At 73.3% G+C, this 25,615-nt stretch carries 25 protein-coding genes; 16 read left to right on the top strand and 9 right to left on the bottom strand.

Annotated elements, in window-relative coordinates:
- Positions 1-59: 59 nt before the first annotated feature.
- From ACTWJ8_RS19895 to ACTWJ8_RS19885, 3 genes are read left to right on the top strand one after another with little or no spacing between them, the layout of a single operon-like run.
- Positions 60-1,517: a DUF2252 domain-containing protein gene (locus ACTWJ8_RS19895; protein ID WP_443259921.1), complete on the top strand. Its 1,458-nt coding sequence runs from the start codon at positions 60-62 to the stop codon at positions 1,515-1,517.
- A gap of 41 nt (positions 1,518-1,558) precedes the next feature.
- Entirely contained in the window at positions 1,559-2,542 is a 984-nt protein-coding gene (locus ACTWJ8_RS19890) for a hypothetical protein (RefSeq protein ID WP_443259920.1), read from the top strand.
- Positions 2,543-2,589: 47 nt separating this feature from the next.
- Positions 2,590-2,937 (top strand): rhodanese-like domain-containing protein, encoded by a 348-nt coding sequence (locus tag ACTWJ8_RS19885; protein ID WP_356386660.1) that lies wholly within the window; start codon positions 2,590-2,592, stop codon positions 2,935-2,937.
- Positions 2,938-3,108: 171 nt separating this feature from the next.
- On the opposite strand, the gene ACTWJ8_RS19880 is transcribed toward ACTWJ8_RS19885, so the two are convergent.
- The 6 genes from ACTWJ8_RS19880 to paaA all read right to left on the bottom strand — a co-directional run bounded on the left by ACTWJ8_RS19880 (position 3,109) and on the right by paaA (position 8,226).
- The gene (locus ACTWJ8_RS19880) at positions 3,109-4,272 is read right to left on the bottom strand and encodes an acyl-CoA dehydrogenase family protein (protein WP_443259919.1); all 1,164 of its coding nucleotides are present in this window, start codon (positions 4,270-4,272) and stop codon (positions 3,109-3,111) included.
- 202 nt (positions 4,273-4,474) lie between these two features.
- Entirely contained in the window at positions 4,475-5,578 is a 1,104-nt protein-coding gene (paaE, locus tag ACTWJ8_RS19875; RefSeq protein ID WP_443259918.1) for a 1,2-phenylacetyl-CoA epoxidase subunit PaaE, read from the bottom strand.
- Positions 5,578-6,153: a 1,2-phenylacetyl-CoA epoxidase subunit PaaD gene (paaD, locus tag ACTWJ8_RS19870; protein ID WP_443259917.1), complete on the bottom strand. Its 576-nt coding sequence runs from the start codon at positions 6,151-6,153 to the stop codon at positions 5,578-5,580. The genes paaE and paaD overlap by 1 nt, the downstream gene beginning before the upstream one ends.
- Entirely contained in the window at positions 6,147-6,902 is a 756-nt protein-coding gene (gene paaC, locus ACTWJ8_RS19865; protein ID WP_443264768.1) for a 1,2-phenylacetyl-CoA epoxidase subunit PaaC, read from the bottom strand. The genes paaD and paaC overlap by 7 nt, the downstream gene beginning before the upstream one ends.
- Positions 6,899-7,213, bottom strand: coding sequence for a 1,2-phenylacetyl-CoA epoxidase subunit PaaB (gene paaB, locus ACTWJ8_RS19860; RefSeq protein WP_356386674.1), 315 nt, complete (start codon positions 7,211-7,213; stop codon positions 6,899-6,901). The genes paaC and paaB overlap by 4 nt, the downstream gene beginning before the upstream one ends.
- Positions 7,210-8,226, bottom strand: coding sequence for a 1,2-phenylacetyl-CoA epoxidase subunit PaaA (paaA, locus tag ACTWJ8_RS19855; RefSeq protein WP_443264766.1), 1,017 nt, complete (start codon positions 8,224-8,226; stop codon positions 7,210-7,212). Before paaA ends, paaB begins: the two co-directional genes overlap by 4 nt.
- 291 nt (positions 8,227-8,517) lie before the next feature.
- Here paaA and ACTWJ8_RS19850 point away from each other — a divergent pair, with 291 nt between their 5' ends.
- The 3 genes from ACTWJ8_RS19850 to ACTWJ8_RS19840 are packed head-to-tail and all read left to right on the top strand — an operon-like array spanning position 8,518 to position 11,451.
- Positions 8,518-9,414, top strand: a complete 897-nt coding sequence (locus ACTWJ8_RS19850) for a DUF5819 family protein (protein WP_443264764.1) — start codon at positions 8,518-8,520, stop codon at positions 9,412-9,414.
- A complete protein-coding gene (locus ACTWJ8_RS19845; protein ID WP_443264762.1) occupies positions 9,411-10,619 on the top strand; it encodes an HTTM domain-containing protein in 1,209 nt (402 codons plus the stop codon). Before ACTWJ8_RS19850 ends, ACTWJ8_RS19845 begins: the two co-directional genes overlap by 4 nt.
- A gap of 46 nt (positions 10,620-10,665) precedes the next feature.
- Positions 10,666-11,451, top strand: coding sequence for a TrmH family RNA methyltransferase (locus ACTWJ8_RS19840; protein WP_443264941.1), 786 nt, complete (start codon positions 10,666-10,668; stop codon positions 11,449-11,451).
- A 4-nt stretch (positions 11,452-11,455) separates the two neighbouring features.
- On the opposite strand, the gene paaN is transcribed toward ACTWJ8_RS19840, so the two are convergent.
- The gene (gene paaN, locus ACTWJ8_RS19835; protein WP_443264761.1) at positions 11,456-13,153 is read right to left on the bottom strand and encodes a phenylacetic acid degradation protein PaaN; all 1,698 of its coding nucleotides are present in this window, start codon (positions 13,151-13,153) and stop codon (positions 11,456-11,458) included.
- Positions 13,154-13,367: 214 nt separating this feature from the next.
- On the opposite strand from paaN, the gene ACTWJ8_RS19830 reads away from it, so the two are divergent.
- Positions 13,368-14,876, top strand: coding sequence for a 3-hydroxyacyl-CoA dehydrogenase (locus ACTWJ8_RS19830; protein WP_443264759.1), 1,509 nt, complete (start codon positions 13,368-13,370; stop codon positions 14,874-14,876).
- Positions 14,873-15,481, top strand: coding sequence for a TetR/AcrR family transcriptional regulator (locus tag ACTWJ8_RS19825; protein ID WP_356386690.1), 609 nt, complete (start codon positions 14,873-14,875; stop codon positions 15,479-15,481). Before ACTWJ8_RS19830 ends, ACTWJ8_RS19825 begins: the two co-directional genes overlap by 4 nt.
- A gap of 16 nt (positions 15,482-15,497) precedes the next feature.
- On the opposite strand, the gene ACTWJ8_RS19820 is transcribed toward ACTWJ8_RS19825, so the two are convergent.
- A complete protein-coding gene (locus ACTWJ8_RS19820) occupies positions 15,498-16,007 on the bottom strand; it encodes an Lrp/AsnC family transcriptional regulator (RefSeq protein WP_356386693.1) in 510 nt (169 codons plus the stop codon).
- 174 nt (positions 16,008-16,181) lie between these two features.
- Between ACTWJ8_RS19820 and pdhA the strand changes: the two genes are divergently transcribed.
- The 7 genes from pdhA (at position 16,182) to ACTWJ8_RS19785 (ending at position 24,369) form a co-directional block, all read left to right on the top strand.
- A complete protein-coding gene (gene pdhA, locus ACTWJ8_RS19815) occupies positions 16,182-17,333 on the top strand; it encodes a pyruvate dehydrogenase (acetyl-transferring) E1 component subunit alpha (RefSeq protein ID WP_443264758.1) in 1,152 nt (383 codons plus the stop codon).
- The gene (locus tag ACTWJ8_RS19810; RefSeq protein WP_443264756.1) at positions 17,330-18,340 is read left to right on the top strand and encodes an alpha-ketoacid dehydrogenase subunit beta; all 1,011 of its coding nucleotides are present in this window, start codon (positions 17,330-17,332) and stop codon (positions 18,338-18,340) included. The genes pdhA and ACTWJ8_RS19810 overlap by 4 nt, the downstream gene beginning before the upstream one ends.
- A 14-nt stretch (positions 18,341-18,354) precedes the next feature.
- On the top strand, positions 18,355-19,737 hold the full coding sequence (locus ACTWJ8_RS19805; protein ID WP_356386702.1) for a dihydrolipoamide acetyltransferase family protein: 1,383 nt from the start codon (positions 18,355-18,357) through the stop codon (positions 19,735-19,737).
- Between the two features lie 72 nt (positions 19,738-19,809).
- Positions 19,810-20,697, top strand: a complete 888-nt coding sequence (locus ACTWJ8_RS19800; RefSeq protein ID WP_443264754.1) for a DUF6457 domain-containing protein — start codon at positions 19,810-19,812, stop codon at positions 20,695-20,697.
- The gene (locus ACTWJ8_RS19795) at positions 20,694-22,226 is read left to right on the top strand and encodes a molybdopterin molybdotransferase MoeA (protein ID WP_443264753.1); all 1,533 of its coding nucleotides are present in this window, start codon (positions 20,694-20,696) and stop codon (positions 22,224-22,226) included. Before ACTWJ8_RS19800 ends, ACTWJ8_RS19795 begins: the two co-directional genes overlap by 4 nt.
- On the top strand, positions 22,223-23,320 hold the full coding sequence (locus tag ACTWJ8_RS19790) for a potassium channel family protein (protein WP_356386710.1): 1,098 nt from the start codon (positions 22,223-22,225) through the stop codon (positions 23,318-23,320). Before ACTWJ8_RS19795 ends, ACTWJ8_RS19790 begins: the two co-directional genes overlap by 4 nt.
- A 68-nt stretch (positions 23,321-23,388) precedes the next feature.
- Positions 23,389-24,369, top strand: a complete 981-nt coding sequence (locus ACTWJ8_RS19785) for an NAD(P)H-quinone oxidoreductase (protein ID WP_356386713.1) — start codon at positions 23,389-23,391, stop codon at positions 24,367-24,369.
- A 12-nt stretch (positions 24,370-24,381) separates the two neighbouring features.
- Here ACTWJ8_RS19785 and ACTWJ8_RS19780 read toward each other — a convergent pair whose 3' ends face one another.
- A complete protein-coding gene (locus tag ACTWJ8_RS19780) occupies positions 24,382-24,822 on the bottom strand; it encodes a hypothetical protein (RefSeq protein WP_443264751.1) in 441 nt (146 codons plus the stop codon).
- Between the two features lie 169 nt (positions 24,823-24,991).
- Between ACTWJ8_RS19780 and ACTWJ8_RS19775 the strand changes: the two genes are divergently transcribed.
- A complete protein-coding gene (locus tag ACTWJ8_RS19775; protein ID WP_356386718.1) occupies positions 24,992-25,540 on the top strand; it encodes a bacterial proteasome activator family protein in 549 nt (182 codons plus the stop codon).
- Positions 25,541-25,615: the final 75 nt, after the last annotated feature.

The raw sequence follows: 25,615 nt of genomic DNA, 5'->3' as shown, positions 1-25,615 counted from the left end.
GTGACGTGCGGGGACGGCCCCGTGCGCGATGTTCGTACGGGACGGGGAGGCGGTCGGTCATGGGTGGATCGGAACGCGTGGCGGTGCCGCGGCAGGGCGGGGCGGCGGAGGCCGGAGAGACCGGGGCGCGGCGGCTGCCGAGGGTCCCGGGGTTCGCGGCGGCGACGCCGGACGCCGGTGGCTCGCCCAAGGCGGCGGGCAAGGCGCTGCGCGACAAGGTGGCGCGGACCGCGCACCGTGAGTTCACCGCGGACCCGGACCGGCCGGACGGGCCGACCGCCGTCGAGGAGTCCAACCGGGGGCGGATCCCCGAGCTGACGCCGATACGCGTGGGCCGCATGGCCGCCACCCCCTTCGCCTTCCTGCGCGGCTCCGCGGGACTCATGGCGTACGACCTCGCGCGCACGCCCGTGACCGGCATCGGCGCCCAGATCTGCGGCGACGCCCACGCGGCCAACTTCGGGCTTTACGCGGACGCGCGGGGCGGCCTCGTCATCGACCTCAACGACTTCGACGAGACCGTGCACGGCCCCTGGGAGTGGGACCTCAAGCGGCTCGCCACCTCGCTCGTGCTCGCGGGCCGGGAGGCGGGGGCCGACGAGGACACCTGCGAGGAGGCCGCACACGACGCGGTCGGGGCCTACCGGCGGACCATGCGGCTGCTCGCGAAGCTCCCGGCCCTGGAGGCGTGGAACGCGATCGCGGACGAGGAGCTCGTCTCCCACACCGACGCCCACGACCTGCTCGGCACCCTGGAGCGGGTATCCGAGAAGGCCAGCAGGAACACCAGCGGGCGGTTCGCCGCCAAGTCCACGGTCGAGGTCGAGGGCGGCGGCCGGCGGTTCGTGGACGCGCCGCCGGTGCTGCGGTCCGTGCCCGACGCGGAGGCCGCGGCCGTCGCGAGCGCGCTGGGCCCCTACCTCGACACCCTGTCCGCGGACCGGCTGCCGCTGCTCGGGCGGTACGCGATCCACGACGTGGCCTTCCGCGTCGTCGGCACCGGCAGCGTCGGCACCCGCTCCTACGTGGTGCTGCTCCTCGACCACAGGGGCGAGCCGCTCGTGCTTCAGGTGAAGGAGGCGCGGGCCTCGGCGCTGCTGCCGCACCTGGAGACGGCCGGGTTCGCGGCGGAGGCCGTCGGGCACGAGGGCCGGCGGGTGGTCCTGGGGCAGAAGCGGATGCAGGTCGTGAGCGACATCCTGCTCGGCTGGACGACGGTCGACGAACGGCCCTTCCAGGTCCGGCAGTTCAGGAACCGCAAGGGCAGCGTCGACCCGGCGGCCCTCGCCGCCGACCAGATCGACGACTACGCGCGGATGACGGGCGCGCTGCTCGCCCGCGCCCACGCGCACAGCGCCGACCCGCGGCTCGTCGCCGGGTACTGCGGGAAGAACGAGGAGCTGGACGAGGCGATCGCCGCGTTCGCCGTCGCTTACGCGAACCGGACCGAGGCCGACCACGGTGCGCTGGTGCGGGCCGTGCGCGAGGGGAGGGTGGCCGCGGAGGCGGGGGTCTGAGCGGTTCAGGGGCGGCGGAGCCCGTGCCCTACGCTGGTCGGGTGACGACCCCGGAGACCGACGACGCGGCAGGGCAGCAGCCGGAGGAGCAGCCTCGGCAGCACCTCAAGGACCGCCTGAAGGAACGCCTCAACGAGCGGGCCGAGGCGCGGTCCGCGCAGGACTCTGCCGAGGGTGGTGAGGCGGGCGCCGCGGAGGGCTCTGCCGAGGGCGGCGAGGCGCCTCGGGCCGAGGCGCCGCGGGCTGCGGAGCGGCCGGAGGAGCGGCTCGAGCGGGCCGTGCGCGCGGCCGAGCAGGCGCTGATCGAGTTCGAGATCGCCGTGGAGACCTTCCGCGTCGAGGTGGAGAACTTCTCGCGGCTGCACCACCAGAAGCTCGGGCCGATGTACACGCGGCTCGACGAGCTGGAGGCGCTGATCGCGGAGGCGCGGGCGGCCCGCAGCGGCGACCCGGAGGACCGCCGCAGGGCCGACGAGGCGCGGGCGCGGGTCATGCCGATGCCCGGCGTCGAGGAGCTGTTCCACGGCTGGATGGACGGGGACGGGCTGTTCCCCGAGGCCAGCGCCATGCTGACCGACCAGCCGGTCCGGCCGCCGCAGCGGGTGCGGCCCAGCGAGGAGGCCCGCAAGCTCTACCGCGAGCTGGCCCGCAAGGCGCACCCGGACCTGGCGCAGGACGAGCGGGAGCGGGAGCGGCGCGACGAGTTCATCTCCCGGGTGAACGCGGCGTACGGCCGGGGTGACGCGGCGTTGCTGCGCGAGCTGGCCGAGGAGTGGGACAAGGGTCCTGCGCCGGCCGAGCAGCAGCCGACCGAGAGCGACGAGCTGTACGCCCGCCTCGAGTGGCTGGCGCAGCGCAAGGAGCTGCTCACGGCGGTGGCGCGGGAGCTGGAGGAGAGCGCGATCGGCTCGATGCTGCGGATGGCTCCCGACGACCCGGACGCCCTGCTCGACGAGATCGCCGAGAAGCTGCTCGCACAGGTCGCCGAGCAGGAGGCCGAGCTGGAGCGGCTGACCGCTTCCTGAGGCCCGTGGTGCCGGGGCCCGTGGCGCGAGGGGGTAGCGTCGGGGGCATGGTTTTCGGTTCTGGTGTGCCCACGGTCGCTGTCGACGAGCTCAAGGAGGAGGACTTCCTCCTCGACGTCCGTGAGGACGACGAGTGGCAGGCGGGCCACGCCGCGGGCGCGCTGCACATCCCCATGAGCGAGTTCGTCGCCCGCTACGGCGAGCTGACGGAGGCCGCGCCGCAGGACGGCCGGGTCAACGTGATCTGCCGCTCCGGCGCCCGCTCCGCCCAGGTCACCATGTACCTGTCCCAGCAGGGCGTCGACGCGGTGAACGTCGACGGCGGCATGCAGGCCTGGCAGGCGGCCGGCCGCCCCGTCGTGGACGACAACGGCCAGCCGGGCGCGGTGGCCTGACGACTTCCCCGGGCCTGAGCGGGCCCGGGTGGGCCTGAGTGGGGCCGGCTGAGCGGGTCCGAGTACCCGAGTGGGCCGGACGAGCGGGCCCGAGTGGGCTGAGTGGGCCTGGTGGGCCTGAGCCGGTCGGTGCAGCCCGCTCCAGCCGAAGGGTTGGGCCCGGGCGCCCGCTCAGCCGAGAGGGTGGGCGGCCAGGAGGTCGCCGAGGGCCTCCTCGTGCGCGGCTGCGGGGCCGAGCGACAGCTCCAGGTGCTTGGCCCACGCGTGGTAGCGGTGCAGCGGGTAGTCCGTATCCGCGCCGAACCCGCCGTGCAGGTGCTGCGCGGTCTGCACGACGCGTCGTACGCCGTCCGACGCCCAGGTCTTGGCGACCGCCACGTCCCCCGCGACCGGCAGCGGTCCGCTCGCCCCGCTGCTGATCCGCCAGGCGGCCTGCCACAACGTGGCCTCCATGGCACGCAGGTCGATGTACCGGTCGGCCGCCTGCACGGCGACCGCCTGGAACGTGGCGATGGGATACCCGAACTGCTCCCGCTTCCCCGCGTAGTCACTGGTCATCCCGAGCACGCCCTCGCCTAGGCCGAGCGCGAGCGCGCAGGTGCCGGTGGCGAGCAGCTCGTGCAGCCGGGTCCAGGCCGTGGCGTCCTCGATGACGTGCCGCGCCTCGACCCGGACGCCCTCCAGACGCAGCTCGGCCTGGCGCTCGCCCGTCGTCGAGATCTGCTCGGCGAGCGTGCACCCCGGCAGCTCCGCGAACGGTCCCGGCAGCACCGCGAGCACCGCCTCGCCCTCCCCGGTGTGCGCGGGGACGAGGATCCGGTCGGCCCCGAACGCCCAGGGCACGGCCGTCTGCACCCCGTCCAGCACCCAGACGTAACCGTCGCGTCGGCCGTCCGCGGTCTCCTTGCGGGCGGTCACCGCGAGTTCGGCCGGATCGTGGCCGGTGCGGCCCGCGGAGGCGACCGTCAGCACCAGCTCGCCGCGCGCCGCACGGGGGAGCACCTCCTCCCGCAACTCCGGTGTGCCGAAGGCCTCTACGGCCGTGGCGGCCGCGCTGTGCTCGAGCAGCGGGATCCGGGCGAGCACCTTCGCCGACTCGCGCAGCACCAGGCAGAGCGCGATGACGTCGAGCCCCGCCCCGCCGTGCTCGGTGCCGATCAGCAGGCTGAGCAGATCGGCGTCCGCGGCCTTCGCCCACAGCGCGCGGTCGAAGTCCTCCGCGACCGCGCCCGACGTGAGCGAGGGGCTCGGCACCCCGTCGGGCGCGACCGGCCCGAACACCGCCTTCGCCGCCTCGACGGCCGCCTGCTGCTCCTCGGAGAAGGTGAAGTCCACTGGCCCTGCCTCCCGTTCGGCGCGGTTCCTGCCATCCGCCGCACCGCGTCCGTGATCTGGTCCGTGACCCAACGGCGTGCCCTGACGGCGCGAACCGACGACGCGATCTGACGGTGCGTCAAGATAGAACAGGTTCTACGAGAAGGGAACAGCGAGCGGGAAGCGCGGGGTTCGGGGCGGGGCTCGGTGTGCGGCGCGGTGGTCAGCGGTCGAAGTCCAGTTCCACCTTCTCCGTCGTCGGATGGGACTGGCAGGCCAGCACGTAACCCGCCTCGGTCTCCTCGGCCTCCAGCGCGAAGTTCCGGTCCATGCGGACCTCGCCGGAGACCAGGAACGCGCGGCAGGTCCCGCACACGCCGCCCTTGCAGGCGTACGGCGCGTCCGGACGGTTGCGCAGCACGGTCTCCAGGACCGACTCGCCGTCCTCCACCGCCCAACTCCCCGACCGGCCGTCGAGCTGCGCGGTCACCGTGCTGTGCGCGGGCGTCGGCGCGGCCTTCCGGTCCCTGGCCGGGCCGTCGTCGACGTGGAATATCTCCTCGTGGACCCGCTCGCGCCGGACGCCCAGCGAGTGCAGCGCCCGCTCGGCCCCCTGCACGAGACCGTAGGGACCGCACAGGTACCAGCCCGCCACCCGCTCCACCGGCAGCAGCGCCGGCAGCAGGGAGGTGAGCCGCTCCTCGTCGAGCCGGCCGGACGTCAGGCCCGCCTGCTGCTCCTCCCGGGAGAGCACGGTGACCAGCTGGAACCGGTCCGGGTACCGGTCCTTCAGGTCCGCGACCTCCTCCAGGAACATCGTCGACGCCGTGCCGCGATCGCTGCGTATCAGGCAGAACCGCGCGTGCGGCGCCCGCTCCAGGAGGGTGGCGGCGATGGAGAGGACGGGCGTGATGCCGCTGCCGCCGACCACGGCCGCGTAGTGGCCGGTCGTCGGGGCGGGCTCGGTGGCCGGGTGCGGGTCGAGGGTGAAGCGGCCGGCCGGGGTCATCACCTCCACCTCGTCGCCGACGGCGATCTCCTTGTGCGCGTACGTGGAGAAGGCGCCCTCCTCGACCAGGCGCACGCCGACCCGGAGGCTGCTCGGGGCCCCTTCCACAGGCGCGGGCGAGCAGATCGAGTACGTGCGCCGGATCTCCGCCCCGTCCGCCGTGCGGCGCAGGGCGAGGTGCTGGCCCGGCGTGAAACGGTACGCCTCGCGCAGCTCCGGCGGCACGGCGAAGGTCAGTGCCACGGAGTCGTCGGTGAGCCGGTCCACCGCCGTGACGCGGAGCCGGTGGAAGCGGGCCCGTCCCCCTTCGTGCGCCATCACAACTCCTTGAAGTGGTCGAAGGGTTCGCGGCAGGCCAGGCAGCGGCGCAGGGCCTTGCAGGCGGTGGACGAGAACCGGCTCAGCAGCTCCGTCTCCGTCGACCCGCAGTGCGGGCAGGCGAGGGGCTCCTGCTCCGGTGCGGCGGGGGACGGGGACGGGGACGGGCCGTCGGACGCCGTGTGCCGGGTCGGGCCGAGGGCGACGGTCACGGGTCCCGCGGGCTCCCGCGTCGTACGGGGCGGCGCTATGCCGAACTCCCGCAGCTTGCGGCGGCCTTCGGGGGTGATGTCGTCCGTGGACCAGGCCGGCGTGAGCACCGGGCGGACCGTGACGTCGGGGACGCCGTGCTCGTGCAGCACCCGCTCGATGTCGGCCGACATGGTCTCGATCGCCGGGCACCCGGTGTACGTGGGGCTCAGCTCGACCTCCACGCTGCCGGGTCCGCGCGCGTGCACGGCCCGCAGCACACCCAGCTCCTCCAGGTTCAGGACCGGCAGCTCGGGGTCGGGCACGGAACCGGCGAGCCTGCGCAGCTCCTCCTCGAGCGGGGTCTCGCGCGCCGTCGTCACCATGACGCCCCCGGGTGACTGCGGTGCAGGTGCTGCATCTCGGCGAGCATCCGGCCGAAGGGCTCGGTGTGCAGCCCCTGTCGCCCGGCCCCCGCGCTCCAGCCGCCGAGCTGAGGGCCCTCGGGCACGGTCAGCGTCGCGGTCCTGAGCGTGTCCGTGACGCTCGCGGTCCAACTCGCGCGCAGGGCCTCCGCGTCGACGTCCAAGCCGGGCACCGGCTGGAACATCTCGCCTGTGTAGCGCCACAGGGCGTCGACCGCGCGCTGCATCCGCGCGTGGCTCTCGTCCGTGCCGTCGCCGAGGCGCAGCGTCCACTGCCGGGCGTGGTCCTGGTGGTAGGCGACCTCCTTGACCGCCTTGGCGGCCAGGGGAGCGAACTCCGAATCGCCTGCGGCCAGTTCGGTGTGGAGCAGCTGCTGGTACGTCGAGAAGTAGAGCTGGCGGGCGATGGTGTGCGCGAAGTCGCCGTTCGGCTGCTCGACCAGCTGAAGATTGCGGAAGGCGCGCTCCTCGCGCAGATAGGCCAGCTCGTCCTCGTCGCCCACCAGGCTCAGCAGGACGCGGGCCTGGCCGAGCAGGTCGAGGGCGATGTTCGCGAGGGCGACCTCCTCCTCGAGGACCGGCGCGTGGCCCGCCCACTCCCCCAGGCGGTGCGAGAGCACCAGGGCGTCGTCACCGAGCGCCAGCGCGGCGGAGGCCGTGCCGGACGAGGTGGCGGTGTCCGTCGTCTCGTGCGGAGCAGACTGCGTCACAGGTGCTTCACCCCTTCCGGGATCTCGTAGAACGTCGGATGCCGGTAGGGCTTGTCGGCGGCCGGCTCGAAGAACGGGTCCTTCTCGTCCGGCGAGGACGCGGTGATCGCGGCGGACGGCACGACCCACAGGGAGACGCCCTCGCCGCGGCGGGTGTAGAGGTCCCGCGCGTTGCGCAGGGCCAGCTCGGCGTCCGGGGCGTGCAGGCTGCCGGCGTGGGTGTGGGAGAGGCCGCGGCGGGAGCGCACGAAGACCTCCCACAGGGGCCAGTCCGTGCCGCCCTGCGCCGCGGGGGTGGGGGTGTCGCTCATGCCGCCCTGCCTTCGTCCGTCGTGGCCTTCGTGGAGTGCTTGGCCGCGTGGGCCGCGGCGGCCTCGCGCACCCACGCGCCCTCGTCGTGGGCGCGCCTGCGCTGGGTGATGCGCTGTTCGTTGCACGGCCCGTTGCCCTTGAGGACCGCCTTGAACTCCGACCAGTCGATGGGCCCGAAGTCGTGCTGTCCCCGCTCCTCGTTCCACTTCAGCTCCGGGTCGGGGAGCGTGAGGCCGAGGGACTCGGCCTGCGGGACGCAGATGTCCACGAAGCGCTGGCGCAGCTCGTCGTTCGAGTGGCGCTTGATCTTCCATTCCATCGACTGGGCCGAGTGTGCCGATTCGTCGTCGGGCGGGCCGAACATCATCAGCGAGGGCCACCACCAGCGGTCGACGGCGTCCTGGGCCATCGCGTGCTGCGCCTCCGTGCCGCGGCTGAGCGCGAGCAGCAGCTCGTACCCCTGCCGCTGGTGGAAGGACTCCTCCTTGCAGATGCGCACCATCGCCCGCGCGTACGGCCCGTACGAGCAGCGGCACAGCGGCACCTGGTTCGTGATCGCAGCGCCGTCCACGAGCCAGCCGATCGCTCCGACGTCGGCCCAGGTCAGCGTCGGGTAGTTGAAGATCGAGGAGTACTTCTGGCGGCCGCTGTGCAGCTTGTCGAGGAGCTCGTCACGGCCGGTGCCGAGGGTCTCCGCCGCGCTGTAGAGGTACAGGCCGTGCCCCGCCTCGTCCTGGACCTTGGCCATGAGGATCGCCTTGCGGCGCAGGGAGGGGGCGCGCGTGATCCAGTTCGCCTCCGGCTGCATGCCGATGATCTCGGAGTGGGCGTGCTGGGCGATCTGGCGGACGAGCGTCGCGCGGTAGGCGTCGGGCATCCAGTCGCGGGGCTCGATGCGCTCGTCGGCCGCCACCGCCGCGTCGAACACGGCCTGGTACGCGGCGTCGCCGAACGTGGCGCCGCCGTCGGCCCGTGCGTCGGCTGCGCGGTGGTGCGGGGTTGCTGTCGCCATTGCCCGGTCCCCCTCGACCTTGGGTGTCCGACTCCGGATCGGGGGCGGATGGCTCCCGACCGATCGTTCGGTTCGTCGGATTCAATGGTGGGTCTCGGCGCCGTAAGGTGTCAACCCTGTGCAGTCGGCCTGTGGATAACCTCGGACGCCTGTGCCGCGCAGGCGCCCCCCAGTACGGTTCCGGTGCGTCGTCCCGCCGGGGCGGCGACGGGGAATCGGTTCGGCGCCCGAGCGCCGACCGGCGGTATCGACTGGGGACCGGAAGAACCGGATCGGGATCGGGGAGTACCGATGGAGACAGAAGCAGGCGCCGCGGACGACGGCGCCCGGCTCGCGACGGAGCCCTCGGCCCCGCCGCACCCCCGCGGCCCCGAGAAACCCGCGACCGCCGCGCCGGCCGACGCCGGCACCGATCCGGGTCCCGACGCCGACCCCGGCACCGCGCCCGAGCCTCGGACCGGCACCGCGCCCGACGCCCCCGTCCGACGCGGGATCGCCGCGCTCCCGCCCGGGTATCAGCTGACCGCCGTCCTCGCCCTCATCGGCGTCGCGCTCGTCACGGGCGTGCACATCCTCATGGTGTTCCTGCACGTCGCGCCGTCGAACACGATCACCAAGCGGCACGGCGCGCTGGTCAGCGCCTGGGTCTACCCCGAGTTCGAGCAGAACTGGAAACTGTTCGCGCCCAACCCGTTGCAGCAGAACATCGCGGTGCAGGCCCGCGCCGAGGTCCGTACGCCCGACGGCGAACTCCGTGCGACCCGCTGGTACGGCCTCTCCGCGCAGGACGGCGCCGCCATCGACGGGAACCTGCTGCCCAGTCACACGCAGCAGAACGAGCTGCGCCGCGCCTGGGACGTCTACACGAGCACCCACGACGCGCAGAACCGGCCCAACGGGCTGCGCGGAACCCTGTCCGAGCAGTACCTGCGCCGCATCCTCGTGCTGCGCCTCGACCGGCTCGGCGCCGCGGGCGAGGGAGAGACCGTCGAGCGCGTCCAGATCCGCTCGAAGACGACGAGTGTCGCGCCCCCGAAGTGGAGTGACGAGAAGGTGAACCAGAAGCCGGTCTACCGGGTGGTGCCCTGGTGGACGGTCACCACCAGCGACGTGCCGCTCGACAGCGGCACGAGCGTGCAGTCCGCGGGCCAGGCCCCGGCGAAGACCTCCACGGGCGGTGAGCGATGAGCGGCACCACCGCCCTGAGCCGCCTTCGGGAGCGGCTGAGCGACGGCCTCCAGTGGATCACCGGGTCCGCGCTGGCGCCGTACCAGAGCGCCGTGATCCGCATCGGGTTCTCCGCGACCTGGCTGCTCTTCCTGCTGCGCGAGTTCCCGCACCGGCAGGAGATGTACGGCCCCGACGGGCCGTGGAGCTGGGGCATGGCCCAGCAGCTCACCGAGGACAACCACGCGTTCAGCGCGCTGATGTGGTCCGACGGGCAGGGCTGGTTCGAGTTCGTCTACGCGGTGGCCGTGCTCTCGGCCGCGCTGCTGATGCTGGGCTGGCGCACCCGCACCATGTCGGTGCTCTTCATGGTCGGCGTGCTGTCCCTGCAGAACCGCAGCGTCTTCATGGGGGACGGCGGCGACAACGTCATCCACCTCATGTCGATCTACCTCGTCTTCACGCGCTGCGCGCAGGTCTGGTCGCTGGACGCACGGCGGGCGCGGCGCGGGGGCGACGACCGGTTCGGCGTCGTGCTGTGGTGGGTCATGGGGCTCGTCCTCGCCGCGATCACGTTCACCGGCCGGGTCGGCGGCGGCTGGCTGCTGCTCTTCTGGGCGATGTGGGCGGCCCACGGGGTGTGGTGGGCCGTGAACCGCCGCGATCGGCAGGGCGATCCCCGCCTCCTGTGCGACGTCGTCGCCAACTTCATGCACAACGCCGCCCTGCTCGTCGTCATGGTCGAGGCCTGCCTCATCTACGCGACGGCCGGCTGGTACAAGATCCAGGGCAGCCGCTGGCAGGACGGCACCGCGGTCTACTATCCGCTCCACCTGGACTACTTCTCGCCCTGGCCGGCCCTCGGCGACCTGCTGACCGCGTACGGGCCGATGGTGCTGCTCGTGACGTACGGGACGGTGGCCGTGCAGGTCGCCTTCCCGTTCACCGTCTTCAACCGGCGCCTCAAGAACGTCCTGCTGGTCTTCATGATGCTGGAGCACGCGGTCATCGCCGTCGTGCTCGGGCTGCCGTTCTTCTCGCTCGCGATGATCGCCGCGGACGCGGTGTTCCTGCCGACGTCCTTCCTGAAGCGGGTCGGCGGCTGGGCGGCACGCGCGCGTGGTCGCGTTTTCGGCCCTACGAAGAACGGTGCCGCGCCCGACCGGGAGGACGTGCGGGGCGGCGGTGGCCCGGTGCCGTCGGAGCAGCCCGCGGTGCGCACGTAGGCTTCCTGGCGTGAACGGGACGAGCACGGCGGACGGCGCGGGCGGCATGCGGGACGAGCGGCCTTCGCAGGCGCCACGGAGCGCCGAGGACGCCGTGCGGGCCTGGCGGCGGGGAGCGGACGCCTCGGTGCTGCTCGACGGGTTCCACGCCCTCAAGCACGCCGTGCGCTTCGGCGCCGACGTCCCGGTCGCGCTCGCCGTCGACCGGTCGGCCGCGCTAGCCCTGGCCGACGACCTCGCCCCCGATGTCGTACGGGAGCTGGCCGGGCTCCTCGTGGAGGTGCCGGAGGAGGTGCTGCGCGGGCTCGTGCCGAGGCTGCATCCCACCGGGGTCGCCGCGCTCGCCGGGCGTCCCGCGCGGGCCGACAACCTCGCCGTGCTCGGGCGCCCCGCCCGCACCACGCCCGTCGTCGTGCTCGACAACCCGCGCAACCTCGGCAACGCGGGCGCCGTGATCCGCCTCGCCGCCGGCTACGGCGCGACCGGCGTCGTCACCACGGGCAGCCTCGACCCCTGGCACCCCACCGTCGTACGGGGCGGGGCCGGGCTGCACTTCGCGACCGCCGTGGAGCGGCTCGACGTCGACGAGCTGCCCAGGGGGCCGCTGTACGCGCTCGACCCCGAGGGCGCCGACATCCGCGGCCTGAAGCTGCCCGACGACGCCCTGCTCGCCTTCGGGTCCGAGCGCAGCGGCCTGAGCGACGCACTGCGCGCGCGGGCCGACCAGCTGGTGTCCCTGCCGATGCGGCCCCAGGTCTCCAGCTACAACCTGGCCACCAGTGTCGGCATGACCCTGTTCCACTGGAGCGCGCACAGCACGCACGCGCCGTAGCGCCTCAGACGGCTTCCCTGCGCACCTCCACCACCCGGAAGCGGTTCGCCACGAAGGCGCCGTCGCACAGTGCCGCGTTCGCCGCCGGGTTGCCGCCCGAGCCGTGGAAGTCGGAGAACGCCGCCGTCTGGTTCACGTACACCCCGCCCGTGAGGTTGAGCGAGAGCTGGGCGCACTCGTCCAGGCAGACGTCCTCGACGGCCTGGGCCACCTCTTCGGTGGTGGTGTACGCGCCGACCGTCATGGCGCCCTTCTCGCGCACGGTGCGGCGCAGGAGGTCCACCGCGTCGCCGGTCGAGTCCACGGAGACCGCGAAGGACACCGGGCCGAAGCACTCGCTCATGTAGGCCGCCTCGGCGTCGGGCTTCGCGCCGTCCAGCTTCACGATGACCGGGGTGCGCACCACGGCGTCCGGGAAGTCCGGGTTGGCGACCTCCCGGGAGGGCAGGGCGACCTCGCCGATGCCGGGGGCCGCCTCCAGGCGGGCCTTCACGTCCGGGTTGACCAGCGCGCCGAGCAGCCCGTTCGCCCGCGCGTCGTCGCCGAGCAGGCCGCCGACCGACGCGGCGAGGTCGGCCACCACCTCGTCGTACGTCTTCGGGCCCTGGTCCGTGGTGATGCCCTCGCGCGGCACCAGGAGGTTCTGCGGGGTCGTGCACATCTGGCCGCTGTAGAGGGACAGCGAGAACGCGAGGTTCGCGAGCATGCCCTTGTAGTCGTCGGTGGAATCGATGACGACCGTGTTCACACCGGCCTTCTCCGTGTAGACCTGCGCCTGCCGTGCGTGGGTCTCCAGCCAGTCGCCGAAGGCCGTGGAGCCCGTGTAGTCGATGATCTTGATCTCGGGGCGCACGGCCAGCGTCTTGGCGATGCCCTCGCCGGGCCGCTCGGCCGCGAGCGCCACCAGGTTCGGATCGAAGCCCGCCTCGGCGAGCACCTCGCGGGCCACCTGGACCGTCAGGGCGAGCGGCAGCACCGCGCGCGGGTGCGGCTTCACCAGGACCGGGTTTCCGGTGGCGAGGGAGGCGAACAGGCCCGGATACCCGTTCCACGTCGGGAACGTGTTGCAGCCGATCAGCAGCGAGACGCCGCGCGCGACCGGCGTGAACTCCTTGTTCAGGACCAGGGGGTCGCGCTTGCCCTGCGGCTTGGTCCACCCCGCGGCGTCCGGGGTCCGCGACTGCTCCACGTACGCGTACGCCACCGCCTCCATGCCGCGGTCCTGTGCGTGCGGTCCTCCGGCCTGGAACGCCATCATGAAGGCCTGGCCGCTGGTGTGCATGACCGCGTGCGCGAACTCGTGCGTCCGCGCGCTGATCCGGGCCAGGATCTCCAGGCAGGTGACCGCGCGCGCCTCGGCGCCCGCCTCGCGCCACGCGCGCATGCCCGCGCGCATGGCAGGCAGCAGCACGTCGACGTCCGCGTGCGGATACGTGACGCCCAACTCGATCCCGTACGGCGACACTTCGCCGCCCACGAAGTCGTCCGTGCCCGGCTGCCCGAGGTCGAGGCGGGTGCCGAGCAGGGCGTCGAAGGCGGCCTTGCCCTCGGGCATGCTCAGGCTCCCGTTCTCCCCGTACGCCTTGGGGTGCTCCGGGTGCGGGGACCAGTACGCGCGGGTGCGGATCGCCTCGAGCGCCTGGTCGAGCGTCGGCCGGTGCTTGGCGATCAGGTCGTGCACGGTGAGTTCGGCGGCGGCCATGGGGGACCAACTCCTCCTGGGCTGCGGCTCCTCGTCGAGCCGGCGAGCTGGGCGGGACTGGGCAGGACTGGGCAGGAACGGACGGACAGAGTTAGAGTAACCGAACGATCGGTCGGGACAAGGGGGTGCGGAAAAGCTGTGGAAAACCAGGAGGAATTCGGCCGCACCGGCCCCCTGACCCCATGGCGCGACCGGGTGCGGGAGGATCACGTGCATGACAGCACATGACCGTCTCGTCGGCGTGGTCGGCACCGGCACGATGGGCCAAGGCATCGCCCAGGTCGCCGTTGTCGCCGGGCACCCCGTCCGGCTGTACGACGCCGTGCCCGGGCGTGCGAGGAGCGCCGCGGAGTCGATCGCCGCGCGCCTCGACCGGCTTGTCGAGAAGGGCCGCATGGGCGCCGACGAGCGGGCGGCCGCGGTCGACCGGCTCGAACCCGCGGGGACTCTCGGCGAGCTGGCGCCTGCCACGCTCGTCGTCGAGGCCGTCCTGGAGCGACTGGACGTCAAGCAGGACCTGTTCCGCAAGCTCGAGGACGTGGTCGCGGAGGACTGCCTGCTCGCCACCAACACCTCGTCCCTGTCCGTGACGGCGATCGGCGGGGCCCTGCGCAGGCCGGGCCGGTTCGTGGGCCTGCACTTCTTCAACCCGGCGCCGCTCATGCCGCTGGTCGAGGTCGTCTCCGGCGCCGCGACCGACGTCACCGCGGCCACGCGCGCGTACGAGACCGCCCGCGCCTGGGGCAAGACCCCGGTGGCCTGCGCGGACACCCCGGGCTTCCTGGTCAACCGGATGGCGCGGCCTTTCTACGCCGAGGCGTTCGCGGTGCACGAGGAGCAGGGCGCCGACCCCGCGACCATCGACGCCGTGCTGCGCGAGAGCGGCGGCTTCCGGATGGGCGCCTTCGAGCTCACCGACCTGATCGGCCAGGACGTCAACGAGGCAGTGACGCGCTCCGTGTGGGAGGGCTTCTTCCAGGACGCCAAGTTCCGGCCCTCGCTGTCCCAGCGCCGCCTCGTGGAGGCCGGCCGCCTGGGCCGCAAGTCGGGCCAGGGCTGGTACGCGTACGGGGAGGACGAGGAGCGGCCTGAGCCGCACACCGCGGGGCCCGAACAGCCGCCCGCGCGCGTGACCGTCGAGGGCGACCTGGAGTCCGCGGGCGAGCTGATCCCGATGATGCGCGAGGCGGGCATCGAGGTCGTGCAGGAGGACGAGGACAAGGGCACGCGCATCGTGCTGCCCAGCGGCGGCCAGCTCGTGCAGGCGGACGGCCAGACGTCCGTCGAGTTCCGCGACGTCGTCTACTTCGACCTCGCCCTCGACTACCGCACGGCCACCCGCATCGCCCTGGCCACCTGCCAGGAGGGCAACCCGCGCACCCTCGCCGAGGCCGTCGGACTCTTCCAGGCGCTCGGCAAGAAGGTCAGCGTCATCGGCGACGTGCCCGGCATGATCGTGGCCCGCACCGTGGCGCGGATCATCGACCTCGCGCACGACGCCCTCGCGCGCGGGGTGGCCACACAGGAGGACATCGACACGGCGATGCGCCTGGGCGTCAACTACCCGCTGGGGCCCCTGGAGTGGAGCCGCAGGCTCGGCCGCGGCTGGGCCTGCGGACTGCTCGAGGAGCTGCACGAGCGCGACCCCTCGGGGCGGTACGCGCCGTCCCTGGCCCTCTTCAGGCACTCGTACACCCCCAAGAAGTGGGAGGGGTCCGCATGACCACCGCACGAAGGGACGCGGGCGCGCGCCGCGACACCTACACGCCCGACAGCCTGCTCGCGGTCGCCGTCACCGTCTTCAACGAGCGCGGCTACGACGGCACGTCCATGGAGCACCTCTCCAAGGCGGCGGGCATCTCCAAGTCGTCGATCTACCACCACGTGACGGGCAAGGAGGAGCTGCTGCGCCGCGCCGTGAGCCGGGCGCTCGACGGCCTCTTCGCGATCCTCGACGAGCGACCCGCGCGCGAAGGACGCGCGATCGAGCGCCTGGAGTACGTGACCCGGCGCATGGTCGAGGTGCTCACCGGTGAACTGCCCTACGTGACGCTCCTGTTGCGGGTGCGCGGCAACACCGACACCGAGCGGTGGGCCATGGAGCGGCGCAGGGAGTTCGACCACCAGGTCGCGCAGCTGCTCAAGGCGGCGGCGGCCGACGGGGACGTGCGCGGCGACATCGAGGTGCGGCTCGCCACCCGGCTCGTCTTCGGCATGATCAACTCGCTGGTCGAGTGGTACCGGCCCGACGGCGGCGGGCTCGGCGACCGGGAAGTGGCGGACGCCGTGGTCGAGCTGGTCTTCCAGGGGCTGCGCAGGGCCGCCTGACGCCCTGGGCGGGCGCTCAGGCGTCCGGCGCGCTCGCTTCCAGGTCCTCCTCCTCGAAGACCAGGAGCGTGCGGGTGCTGAGCACCTCGGGGATGGACTGGAGCTTGGTGAGGACCAGCTCGCGCAGGGCCCTGTTGTCCTCCGTGTGGACCAGGATCAGTACGTCGAAGTCGCCGCTGACCAGCGCGATGTGCGAGGCCTCCGGCAGCCTGCGCAGCTGTTCGCGCACGGTCCGCCAGGTGTTCTGGACGATCTTCAGCGTGATGTACGCGGACGCGCCCTGGCCGGCCCGCTCGTGGTTCACCCGGGCGCCGAAACCGCGGATGACGCGGTCCTCGATGAGGCGGTTGATGCGCGCGTACGCGTTCGCCCGGGAGACGTGGACCTGTTCGGCGACCGACCGTATCGACGCGCGCCCGTCCTTCAGGAGCAGTTGGAGGATGTCGCGGTCGATGGCGTCCAGCGGGCGGGCCGCCGGGTCGGGGACCGGCTCCCCGGAGCCCTCGGCCATTTGTTCAGATGCCATGTGCCCCCGCCTCCTTACCATGGACGTACTGCGTTCATCTCAGGCCGTGGAGAACCGATTGTCCACAGCCTGGAGGTGCCTGTAGCCAAAATGTGCCGTCGACCGAACAATCGGTAGGTGAGGCGCATCACATCCGACGCGCCGTCCGAGCCGCTCCCACGAGGAGGTGCCGTCATGACGGTCATGGACCAGCGGGCCACACGCGAGGGCAGGCCCGTCCCGCCGCCCGCCTGGCAGCCCCGCACGGACCCCGCGCCGCTGCTGCCCGACGCGGAGCCGCACCGGGTCCTGGGCACCGACGCGGCCGCCCGTGTCGACCCCGAGCTGCTGCGCCGCCTGTACGCCGAGGTGGTCAGGGGCCGCCGCTACAACGCGCAGGCGACCGCGCTGACCAAGCAGGGCCGGCTCGCCGTGTACCCCTCGACGACCGGCCAGGAGGCCGCGGAAGTGGCCGCCGCGCTGGTCCTGGACGAGCGGGACTGGCTCTTCCCGAGCTACCGCGACACGCTCGCCGCCGTCGCCCGCGGCCTCGACCCCGTACAGGCCCTGACCCTGCTGCGCGGTGACTGGCACACCGGGTACGACCCCCGCGAGCACCGCATCGCGCCGTTGTGCACCCCGCTCGCGACGCAGCTGCCGCACGCCGTGGGCCTCGCACATGCCGCGCAACTGAAGGGCGACGATGTGGTGGCGCTCGCCATGGTCGGCGACGGCGGCACCAGCGAGGGCGACTTCCACGAGGCGCTGAACTTCGCCGCCGTGTGGCAGGCCCCGGTCGTCTTCCTGGTGCAGAACAACGGCTTCGCGATCTCCGTGCCCCTCGCCAAGCAGACCGCGGCACCGTCCCTGGCCCACAAGGCCGTCGGGTACGGGATGCCGGGCCGCCTGGTCGACGGGAACGACGCGGCGGCGCTGCACGAGGTGCTCGGCGACGCCGTGGCCCGCGCGCGCGGGGGCGGTGGCCCGACGCTCGTCGAGGCCGTCACGTACCGGATGGACGCGCACACGAACGCCGACGACGCGACCCGCTACCGCAGCGACTCCGAGGTCGAGATGTGGCGCGCGCACGACCCGGTGCTGCTCCTGGAGCGGGAGTTGACCGGCCGGGGCCTCATCGACGAGGCCGGCATCCAGGCGGTGCGCGACGACGCGGAGGAGCGGGCGGCCGCGCTGCGCGAGCGCATGAACCAGGACCCGGCGCTCGACCCGATGGACCTCTTCACCGACGTGTACGCCGAGCAGACGCCCCAGCTGCGGGAGCAGGCGGCGCTGCTGCGGGCCGAGCTGGACGCGGAGGCGGAAGACGCGGAAGGGGACCAGGCATGACCACCGTGGCCCGGCCACCGAAGAGGAAGCCCGCCACCATGGCGCAGGCCCTCGGGCGCGCGCTGCGCGACGCCATGGCGGAGGATCCGTCCGTGCACGTCATGGGCGAGGACGTGGGCACCCTCGGCGGCGTCTTCCGGATCACCGACGGGCTCGCCAAGGAGTTCGGCGAGGACCGCTGCACGGACACGCCGCTCGCCGAGGCGGGCATCCTCGGCGCCGCCGTGGGCATGGCGATGTACGGCCTGCGGCCCGTCGTGGAGATGCAGTTCGACGCGTTCGCGTACCCCGCGTTCGAGCAACTGATCTCGCACGTCGCGCGGATGCGCAACCGGACGCGCGGCGCGATGCCGCTGCCCATCACCGTCCGGGTGCCGTACGGCGGCGGGATCGGCGGCGTGGAGCACCACAGCGACTCCTCCGAGGCGTACTACATGGCGACGCCGGGCCTGACCGTCGTCACGCCGGCCACCGTCCCGGACGCGTACGGGCTGCTGCGCGAGGCCATCGCGTCGGACGACCCGGTCGTCTTCCTGGAGCCCAAGCGCCTTTACTGGACGAAGGATTCGTGGAACCCCGAGGCCCCGGAAGACGTTCTTCCGATGGGCACGGCGGTGGTCCGGCGCCCCGGCACCAGCGCCACGCTGCTGACGTACGGCCCGTCCGTCCCCGTCTGCCTGGAAGCGGCGGAGGCGGCCCGAGCGGAGGGGTGGGATCTCGAAGTGGTCGATCTGCGCTCGCTGGTGCCGTTCGACGACGCGACGGTCGCGGCGTCCGTACGGCGCACGGGACGCGCGGTCGTCGTGCACGAGTCGGGCGGCTTCGGCGGACCCGGCGGGGAGATCGCCGCACGCGTGACCGAGCGCTGCTTCCACCATTTGGAGGCGCCGGTGCTGCGGGTGGCCGGTTTCGACATTCCGTATCCGCCGCCCATGCTGGAGCGGCACCATCTGCCCGGGGTGGACCGGGTACTGGACGCGGTGGCCCGGCTGCAATGGGACCAGTGAGGGACGGTGGGGTAATGGCGCAGGTGCTCGAGTTCAAGCTGCCCGACCTCGGGGAGGGGCTCACCGAGGCGGAGATCGTGCAGTGGCTGGTGGCGGTCGGCGACGTCGTCGCCGTCGACCAGCCCGTCGTCGAGGTTGAGACCGCCAAGGCGATGGTCGAGGTGCCGTGTCCGTACGGCGGTGTGGTCACGGCCCGCTTCGGTGACGAGGGAAGCGAACTTCCGGTGGGGGCGCCGCTGTTGACGGTGGCCGTCGGCGCGCGGTCCGCGTCGGACGTGCCGCTGTCGGACGTGCCCGCGCCGTCGCCGTCGGCCGTGGCCGAGGAGCCCGCCGAGGCGCCCCGGAAGGCCCCCTCGAAGGCCCAGGAGGCCCCCGCGCGGGAGAAGAAGTCCGAGGGGTCGGGGAACGTGCTGGTGGGCTACGGGACCGCCACCGCGCCGACCCGGCGCAGGCGGGTGCGGCCCGCGCCCCTGGACGGCGTGCCCGCCGCCCCGAAGAGCCCTCCGCGCGCGGAGGGCCCCGTCCCCGTGATCTCGCCGCTGGTGCGCAGGCTCGCCCGCGAGCGCGGCGTGGACCTCAGAGCGCTGACCGGTTCGGGCCCCGACGGGCTGATCCTCAGGGCGGACGTGGAGAAGGCCGCCCCCACGGGCCCCGCCGCCCCCGCGCAGGCCGAGGCCCCGGCCCCGGCGACCCCGCAGGGCCATCGCACGCCCCTGCGCGGCATTCGCGGTGCCGTCGCCGACAAGCTGTCCCGGAGCCGGCGCGAGATACCCGACGCGACCTGCTGGGTGGACGCCGACGCCACGGAACTCATGCACGCGCGCGTGGCGATGAATTCCGCGACCGGCCCCTCCGCGGGCCCCAAGGTCTCCGTGCTCGCGCTCCTCGCCCGCATCTGCACCGCGGCTCTGGCGCGCTACCCGGAGCTGAACGCGACGGTGGACACCGAGCGGCGCGAGATCGTCCGGCTCGACGAGGTGCACCTCGGGTTCGCCGCACAGACCGAGCGCGGCCTGGTGGTGCCCGTCGTCCGCGACGCCCACACACGCGACGCCGAGTCGCTGAGCGCCGAGTTCGCCCGGCTCACCGAGGCGGCCAGGTCCGGCACGCTGACGCCCGCGCAGCTCACCGGAGGCACCTTCACGCTGAACAACTACGGCGTGTTCGGCGTCGACGGCTCGACGCCGATCATCAACCACCCCGAGGCGGCCATGCTCGGCGTCGGCCGGATCGCCGCCAAACCTTGGGTGCACGAAGGCGAGTTGGCGGTCCGCCAGGTCGTCCAGCTCTCGCTCACGTTCGACCACCGGGTGTGCGACGGCGGCACGGCGGGCGGCTTCCTGCGCTACGTCGCGGACTGCGTGGAGAACCCGGCGGTGCTGCTGCGCACGCTGTGACCGCCGCGGCGGGCGGCAAGGACCGGCCGCCCGCCCGGTGGCATTGATCGACCGTCACCCCATACTCGGGGGATGAACGCGTACGACGCCATCGTCCTCGCCGGGGGCGCCGCCCGGCGCCTCGGCGGCGCCGACAAGCCCGGCGTGCGGGTCGGCGGCCGCCCGCTGCTCGACCGGGTCCTCCAGGCGTGCGCCGGGGCCCGCACGACCGTGGTGGTCGCCGAGCCGCGCCGCACCGCGCGCCCCGTGGTCTGGGCCCGCGAGGAGCCGCCGGGCGGCGGTCCGCTCGCCGCGCTGGAGGCGGGCCTCCGGGGGCTCGAGGCGACGCCCGCCCCGGCCCCCGAGAACGTCCTGCTGCTCTCCGCCGACCTGCCGTTCCTCGCCGAGCCGACCGTCGGGACGCTGCTGCGGGCCCTGACGGGCAACGCGGCCGACGCGAACGAAGCGGCCGACGGCGCACTGCTCGCCGATGCCGAAGGCCGCGACCAGCCGCTCGTCGCCGCCTACCGGTACACGGCACTGCGCCGGGTACTCGGCGAACTCAAGGCCGAACACGGTGACCTCACGGGCCTTCCGTTGCGTCTTCTCACCCGTAACCTCAGCCTGACCCGCATCACCGACCCCGTGGCGTCGTTCGACTGCGACACCTGGGACGACATCGCCGCCGCCCGGTCACGTATCAGGGAGCATGGACGAGTGCTTGACGAATGGATCACCGCAGCCAAGAACGAACTGGGCATCGACCTGGACGTCGACACGGGCGTTCTGCTCGACCTCGCCCGTGACGCCGCGCACGGCGTCGCGCGCCCCGCGGCGCCACTGACGACGTTCCTCGTGGGATACGCGGCGGCGCAGGCCGGAGGCGGCCCCGAGGCCGTGGCATCGGCCGCGGCGAAGGCGGCCGAGCTCGCGAACCGCTGGGCTCGGGAGGCCGAGGCCAAGCCGGACGACGCGGGATGAGCGCGCCCCACGGGCGGTCGCCGCAGGCCGCCCCCGCGGACGTCGACCCGATGGACGTCGACGTGGACGAGGCGCTCGCCCTCGCCAACGACAACCGCCCGCACGCGGGGCGGGACCACGGCGACCGGCACCGCGCCGAACAGCGCCACGGCGACCGGCCGGCCCAGAACACCGGCGACACGTCCGGCGCCCCCGGCACGTCCGCCAGGACCCCGTCGCACCGCCACTCCGCGACCTCCTGGTCCGCCGCACGCCGCACCGCCGCACGGGCCGAGCGCGGCCCCCGCGGCGCGCTCGGCGTCCCCCTCGACCAGGCGCTCGGCCTGGTCCTCGCCGCCCCGCTGACGGCCCTGACGGACCTGCCCTCCTTCGACACCTCGGCGATGGACGGCTGGGTCGTCGCCGGCCCGGGCCCCTGGGCCGTGGGTGCCGAAGGGCTGCTCGCCGGGCACGAGCCGCCCGCCCCGCTGACCGACGGCGAGGCCGCGCAGATCGCGACCGGGGCCCGCGTGCCCCCGGACGCCACCGCCGTCATCCGCAGCGAGCACGGCCACATCGACGCGGGCGGCCAGCTGCACCCGCTGCGCGAGGTCGCCCACGGTCAGGACATCCGTCCGCGCGGCCAGGAGTGTCGCAGCGGAGACCTCCTGCTGCCCGCCGGCGCCCTTGTCACCCCGGCCGTCCTCGGCCTCGCCGCCGCCGCGGGCTACGACACGCTCACCGTCGTCCCCCGGCCGACGGTCGAAGTCCTGATCCTCGGCGACGAGTTGCTCACCTCGGGCCTCCCCCGCGACGGCCTCATCCGGGACGCGCTCGGCCCGATGCTCCCGCACTGGCTGCGCGCGCTCGGAGTGGAGGTGACCTCCGTCCGCAGGCTCGGCGACGACGCGCAGGCGCTGCTCACGGCCGTACGGGAGGCCCGCACCGATCTGGTCGTCACCACCGGCGGCACCGCGTCCGGGCCCGTCGACCACGTGCACCCGACGCTGCGCGCCCTCGACGCCGAACTCCTCGTCGACGGGGTCGCCGTCCGTCCGGGGCATCCGATGTTGCTCGCCCGGCTCAAGGAGGGGCAGCACCTTGTCGGCCTCCCCGGCAACCCGCTGGCCGCCGTCTCCGGCCTGCTCACGCTCGCCGAACCGCTGCTCCGGGTGCTGTCGGGCCGCGCTCAGGACCCGACGCACAGCTCGGCCCAGCGCCAGGGCGGGGCGGGCCGCGCGGACGACGGCCGGAGCCCGGACGCGTACACCGCACCTCTGCACAGCCCCGCCCCCGGACACCCCCACGACACCCGCCTCATCCCCATCGTGCTGCGGCAGGATGACGCCAGCGGGCACGAGTGGGCGGTGCCCCTGCACTACAACGGTCCGGCCATGCTGCGCGGCATCGCGGCCGCCGACGGGCTCGCCGTCATCCCGCCCGGCGGCGCCAAGGAGGGCCAGGAGGTGGAGATCCTCGACCTGCCGTGGTCGTGGAACCCCGGCCTGCCCGGCCTCAACCCGGCGGGAAACGAAGGGTGTTTCACGTGAAACTGGCCGGCGATGACGCCATCGCGCGCCAAGAGGAAGAGCGGACCGCGACCTACCGGGTGAAGCTGCCCCGGCAGGTCGTCGAGCGTCCGCTCCTCCAAGTGGCCCGGCGCGTGCTGATAGCGCTCACCGTGCTCGTCGTCACCGCGCTGATCGTGTGGATGGACAACGACGGCTACAACGACAACTCCGATGGCCACGTCGATCTGCTCGACGCGTTCTACTACGCGACCGTCACGCTCTCCACCACGGGATACGGCGACATCACGCCGGTCAGTGACGCGGCGCGGCTCACCAACATCTTCGTCATCACGCCGCTGCGCGTGCTCTTCCTGATCATTCTGGTCGGCACCACGCTCGAAGTCCTCACGGAGCGGACGCGGGAGGAATGGCGCCTGAAACGCTGGAGGTCCACCTTGCGTGACCACACTGTCGTCGTCGGCTTCGGAACCAAGGGCCGCAGCGCCGTGGAGACGGTCTGCGCGAGCGGTCTGAAGCCCGAGCGCGTCGTCGTGGTCGACCCCAGCCCCAAGGTCGTCGAGAGCGCCAACGCCCACGGCTACGCGGGCGTGACGGGCGACGCCACCCGCAGTTCGGTGCTGCTCCAGGCCGAGGTGCAGAAGGCCCGGAAGATCATCATCGCCACGCAGCGCGACGACACGGCGGTCCTGGTGACGCTCACCGCGCGGCAGCTGAACCGCGGAGCGAAGATCGTCGCCGCGGTCCGCGAGGAGGAGAACGCGCCGCTGCTGCGCCAGTCCGGCGCCGACGCCGTGATCACCAGCGCCAGCGCGGCGGGCCGGCTGCTCGGCCTGTCGGTGCTCAGCCCGCACGCGGGCATGGTCATGGAGGACCTCATCCAGAAGGGCTCGGGCCTCGATCTGGTCGAGCGCCCGGTCACCAAGGCCGAGGTCGGGCTGAAGCCGAAGGAGACCGAGGACCTGGTCGTCAGCGTCGTCCGCGGCCACCGCGTGCTCGGCTACGACGACTCCGCCGTCGGCTCGCTCCAGCTCACCGACCGGCTCATCACGATCACCCGCGTCACGCCGATGACCCAGCTGGCGCCCGACATGAAGCCGTCACCGCGCGACTGACCGCACGCCGCGACCCGCTGCTCCCGGCCGTCTCCCCGCGAGTGATCCACGGGAGTAGCCTCGCGGCCATGCATGCGATCACGATCCCGGAACCCGGCGGACCCGAGGCGCTCGTCTGGACGGAGGTCCCCGACCCCGTACCCGGCGAGGGCGAGGTCCTGGTCGAGGTGGTCTCCAGCGCCGTCAACCGCGCCGACCTGCTCCAGCGGCAGGGCTTCTACAACCCGCCGCCCGGCACGTCCCCCTATCCAGGTCTTGAGTGCGCGGGCCGGATCGCCGAGATCGGCGCCGGTGTCTCCGGCTGGTCGGTCGGCGACGAGGTGTGCGCGCTGCTCGTGGGCGGCGGCTACGCGGAGAAGGTCGTCGTCCCCGCGGGCCAGCTCCTCCCGGTGCCGCAGGGCCTCGACCTGGTCACGGCCGCCGCGCTGCCCGAGGTGACCTGCACCGTCTGGTCCAACGTCTTCATGATCGCCCACCTGCGGCCGGGCGAGACCTTCCTCGTGCACGGCGGCTCCAGCGGCATCGGCACCATGGCCATCCAGCTGGCGAAGGCCGTCGGCGCGAAGGTCGCTGTCACCGCGGGCACCAAGGAGAAGCTCGACTTCTGCGCGGAGCTCGGCGCGGACATCCTGATCAACTACCGCGAGCAGGACTTCGTCGAGGAGATCAAGAACGCCACGGACGGGGCGGGCGCCGACGTCATCCTCGACAACATGGGCGCCAAGTACCTGAACCGCAACGTCGACGCCCTCGCCACCAGCGGCCGCCTCGCCATCATCGGCATGCAGGGCGGTGTGAAGGGCGAGCTGAACATCGGCACGCTGCTCGGCAAGCGCGGCGCCATCACCGCGACCACGCTGCGGGCCCGCCCGCTGGCCGAGAAGGCGGCGGTCGTCGCGGCCGTCCGCGAGCACGTGTGGCCGCTGGTCGAGGGCGGCCACGTCCGGCCGATCGTGGACCGCAAGCTGCCGATGAGCGACGCCGCGCAGGGCCATCGGGTCCTGGAGGAGTCGGGCCACATCGGCAAGGTCCTGCTGACCAACCAGTAGGCGGCGGGCGGTTCAGCGGCGCAGCCGCAGCGCCAGGAAGCCGAGGCCGAGCCCGGTGAGCAGCAGCCCCGCGCCGAGCGGCAGCACGTTCACCAGGGCCGGCCCGGTCCCCGGCTCGCCGACGGCCTGCGGCTCGGGCCGGGGCCGCTCGGCGGTCGGCGTCGGGGGCGGTGCCACGGTCCGCGGCGGTTCGGTGGCCGCGGGCGGCCGTACGGCTTCGGTGGCGGCCGGAGAGGGCAGCTCGCGCCCCGGCGGGGTCCTCCCCACGCCGGCCCGGCTCCCGGCCAGCGAACCGTGCGGCGAGGGCTCGGCAGCGTAGAAACCGGAGGAGCCGGGTCCCGCGGCGTAGGAGCCGTACGAGACGGACCCCGCGGCGTAGGAGAGCGTCACCGGGCCCGCGAGAAGCAGCAGCGCGGGGACGAGAAGCCCGGTCACCCACCGAAGCCACCGCATCCCCAGCCCCTTCCGCTCCCGGTCTCCCGGTCCGTCCCGATGCCTGCGTCAAGCCTCACACAACAGAACAAATCGGGCACGCCGGATTTTTGGTCCGCCCGGCACGGTGGATCAGGCCTGAACGGGGGCACCACCGAGACGTGACAGCGACGTACGAGAGAATGGCGGCATGGAGATGCCGAGGAACCAACAGTCGCCGGACAACCCGCAGGTCCTGGTCGTGGGCCAGGACGGCATGGCGCTTGGCGGCGGCGGTGGCGACGACGAGTCCCGCGAGATCCCGGTGACCGACATGGTGGAACAGCCCGCCAAGGTGATGCGCATCGGCAGCATGATCAAGCAGCTGCTCGAAGAGGTGCGCGCGGCTCCCCTCGACGAGGCGAGCCGGCAGCGCCTCAAGGAGATCCACGCCAGCTCGGTCAAGGAGCTCGAGGACGGCCTCGCGCCCGAGCTCGTCGAGGAGCTGGAGCGGCTCTCCCTGCCCTTCACGGAGGAGGCCACCCCGAGCGACGCCGAGCTGCGCATCGCGCAGGCCCAGCTCGTCGGCTGGCTCGAGGGTCTCTTCCACGGGATCCAGACGACCCTGTTCGCCCAGCAGATGGCGGCGCGCGCCCAGCTCGAGCAGATGCGCCGCGCGCTGCCGCCCGGCGTCGGCGGCGGCGACGAGGAGGGCGAGGACCCGCGCGCGGGCGGCCGCTCCGGCGGCCCGTACCTCTAGCCGACAAGCACGCGTCGGCCGACCGGCACGTATCGGCCGACAGGCACGCATTCAAGGGGCCCGTCCCGTGGACGG

The sequence above is a fragment of the Streptomyces sp. SDT5-1 genome, assembly GCF_052245995.1.
In the GTDB taxonomy this organism is placed as follows: Bacteria; Actinomycetota; Actinomycetes; order Streptomycetales; family Streptomycetaceae; genus Streptomyces.
This window is presented reverse-complemented; position numbering and strand designations above follow the sequence as displayed.

Bases quoted from the DNA above. Each gene is read 5' to 3' on its own strand.
- ACTWJ8_RS19830 (WP_443264759.1), top strand. From the start codon at position 13,368: ATGACAGCACATGACCGTCTCGTCGGCGTGGTCGGCACCGGCACGATG.
- paaN (WP_443264761.1), bottom strand. From the start codon at position 13,153: ATGGCCGCCGCCGAACTCACCGTGCACGACCTGATCGCCAAGCACCGG.
- ACTWJ8_RS19805 (WP_356386702.1), top strand. From the start codon at position 18,355: ATGGCGCAGGTGCTCGAGTTCAAGCTGCCCGACCTCGGGGAGGGGCTC.
- ACTWJ8_RS19825 (WP_356386690.1), top strand. From the start codon at position 14,873: ATGACCACCGCACGAAGGGACGCGGGCGCGCGCCGCGACACCTACACG.
- ACTWJ8_RS19780 (WP_443264751.1), bottom strand. From the start codon at position 24,822: ATGCGGTGGCTTCGGTGGGTGACCGGGCTTCTCGTCCCCGCGCTGCTG.
- paaA (WP_443264766.1), bottom strand. From the start codon at position 8,226: ATGGCGACAGCAACCCCGCACCACCGCGCAGCCGACGCACGGGCCGAC.
- ACTWJ8_RS19820 (WP_356386693.1), bottom strand. From the start codon at position 16,007: ATGGCATCTGAACAAATGGCCGAGGGCTCCGGGGAGCCGGTCCCCGAC.
- pdhA (WP_443264758.1), top strand. From the start codon at position 16,182: ATGACGGTCATGGACCAGCGGGCCACACGCGAGGGCAGGCCCGTCCCG.
- ACTWJ8_RS19775 (WP_356386718.1), top strand. From the start codon at position 24,992: ATGGAGATGCCGAGGAACCAACAGTCGCCGGACAACCCGCAGGTCCTG.
- paaE (WP_443259918.1), bottom strand. From the start codon at position 5,578: ATGGCGCACGAAGGGGGACGGGCCCGCTTCCACCGGCTCCGCGTCACG.
- ACTWJ8_RS19845 (WP_443264762.1), top strand. From the start codon at position 9,411: ATGAGCGGCACCACCGCCCTGAGCCGCCTTCGGGAGCGGCTGAGCGAC.
- ACTWJ8_RS19895 (WP_443259921.1), top strand. From the start codon at position 60: ATGGGTGGATCGGAACGCGTGGCGGTGCCGCGGCAGGGCGGGGCGGCG.
- ACTWJ8_RS19840 (WP_443264941.1), top strand. From the start codon at position 10,666: ATGCGGGACGAGCGGCCTTCGCAGGCGCCACGGAGCGCCGAGGACGCC.
- ACTWJ8_RS19850 (WP_443264764.1), top strand. From the start codon at position 8,518: ATGGAGACAGAAGCAGGCGCCGCGGACGACGGCGCCCGGCTCGCGACG.
- paaB (WP_356386674.1), bottom strand. From the start codon at position 7,213: ATGAGCGACACCCCCACCCCCGCGGCGCAGGGCGGCACGGACTGGCCC.
- paaD (WP_443259917.1), bottom strand. From the start codon at position 6,153: ATGGTGACGACGGCGCGCGAGACCCCGCTCGAGGAGGAGCTGCGCAGG.
- ACTWJ8_RS19800 (WP_443264754.1), top strand. From the start codon at position 19,810: ATGAACGCGTACGACGCCATCGTCCTCGCCGGGGGCGCCGCCCGGCGC.
- ACTWJ8_RS19810 (WP_443264756.1), top strand. From the start codon at position 17,330: ATGACCACCGTGGCCCGGCCACCGAAGAGGAAGCCCGCCACCATGGCG.
- ACTWJ8_RS19795 (WP_443264753.1), top strand. From the start codon at position 20,694: ATGAGCGCGCCCCACGGGCGGTCGCCGCAGGCCGCCCCCGCGGACGTC.
- ACTWJ8_RS19885 (WP_356386660.1), top strand. From the start codon at position 2,590: ATGGTTTTCGGTTCTGGTGTGCCCACGGTCGCTGTCGACGAGCTCAAG.
- ACTWJ8_RS19785 (WP_356386713.1), top strand. From the start codon at position 23,389: ATGCATGCGATCACGATCCCGGAACCCGGCGGACCCGAGGCGCTCGTC.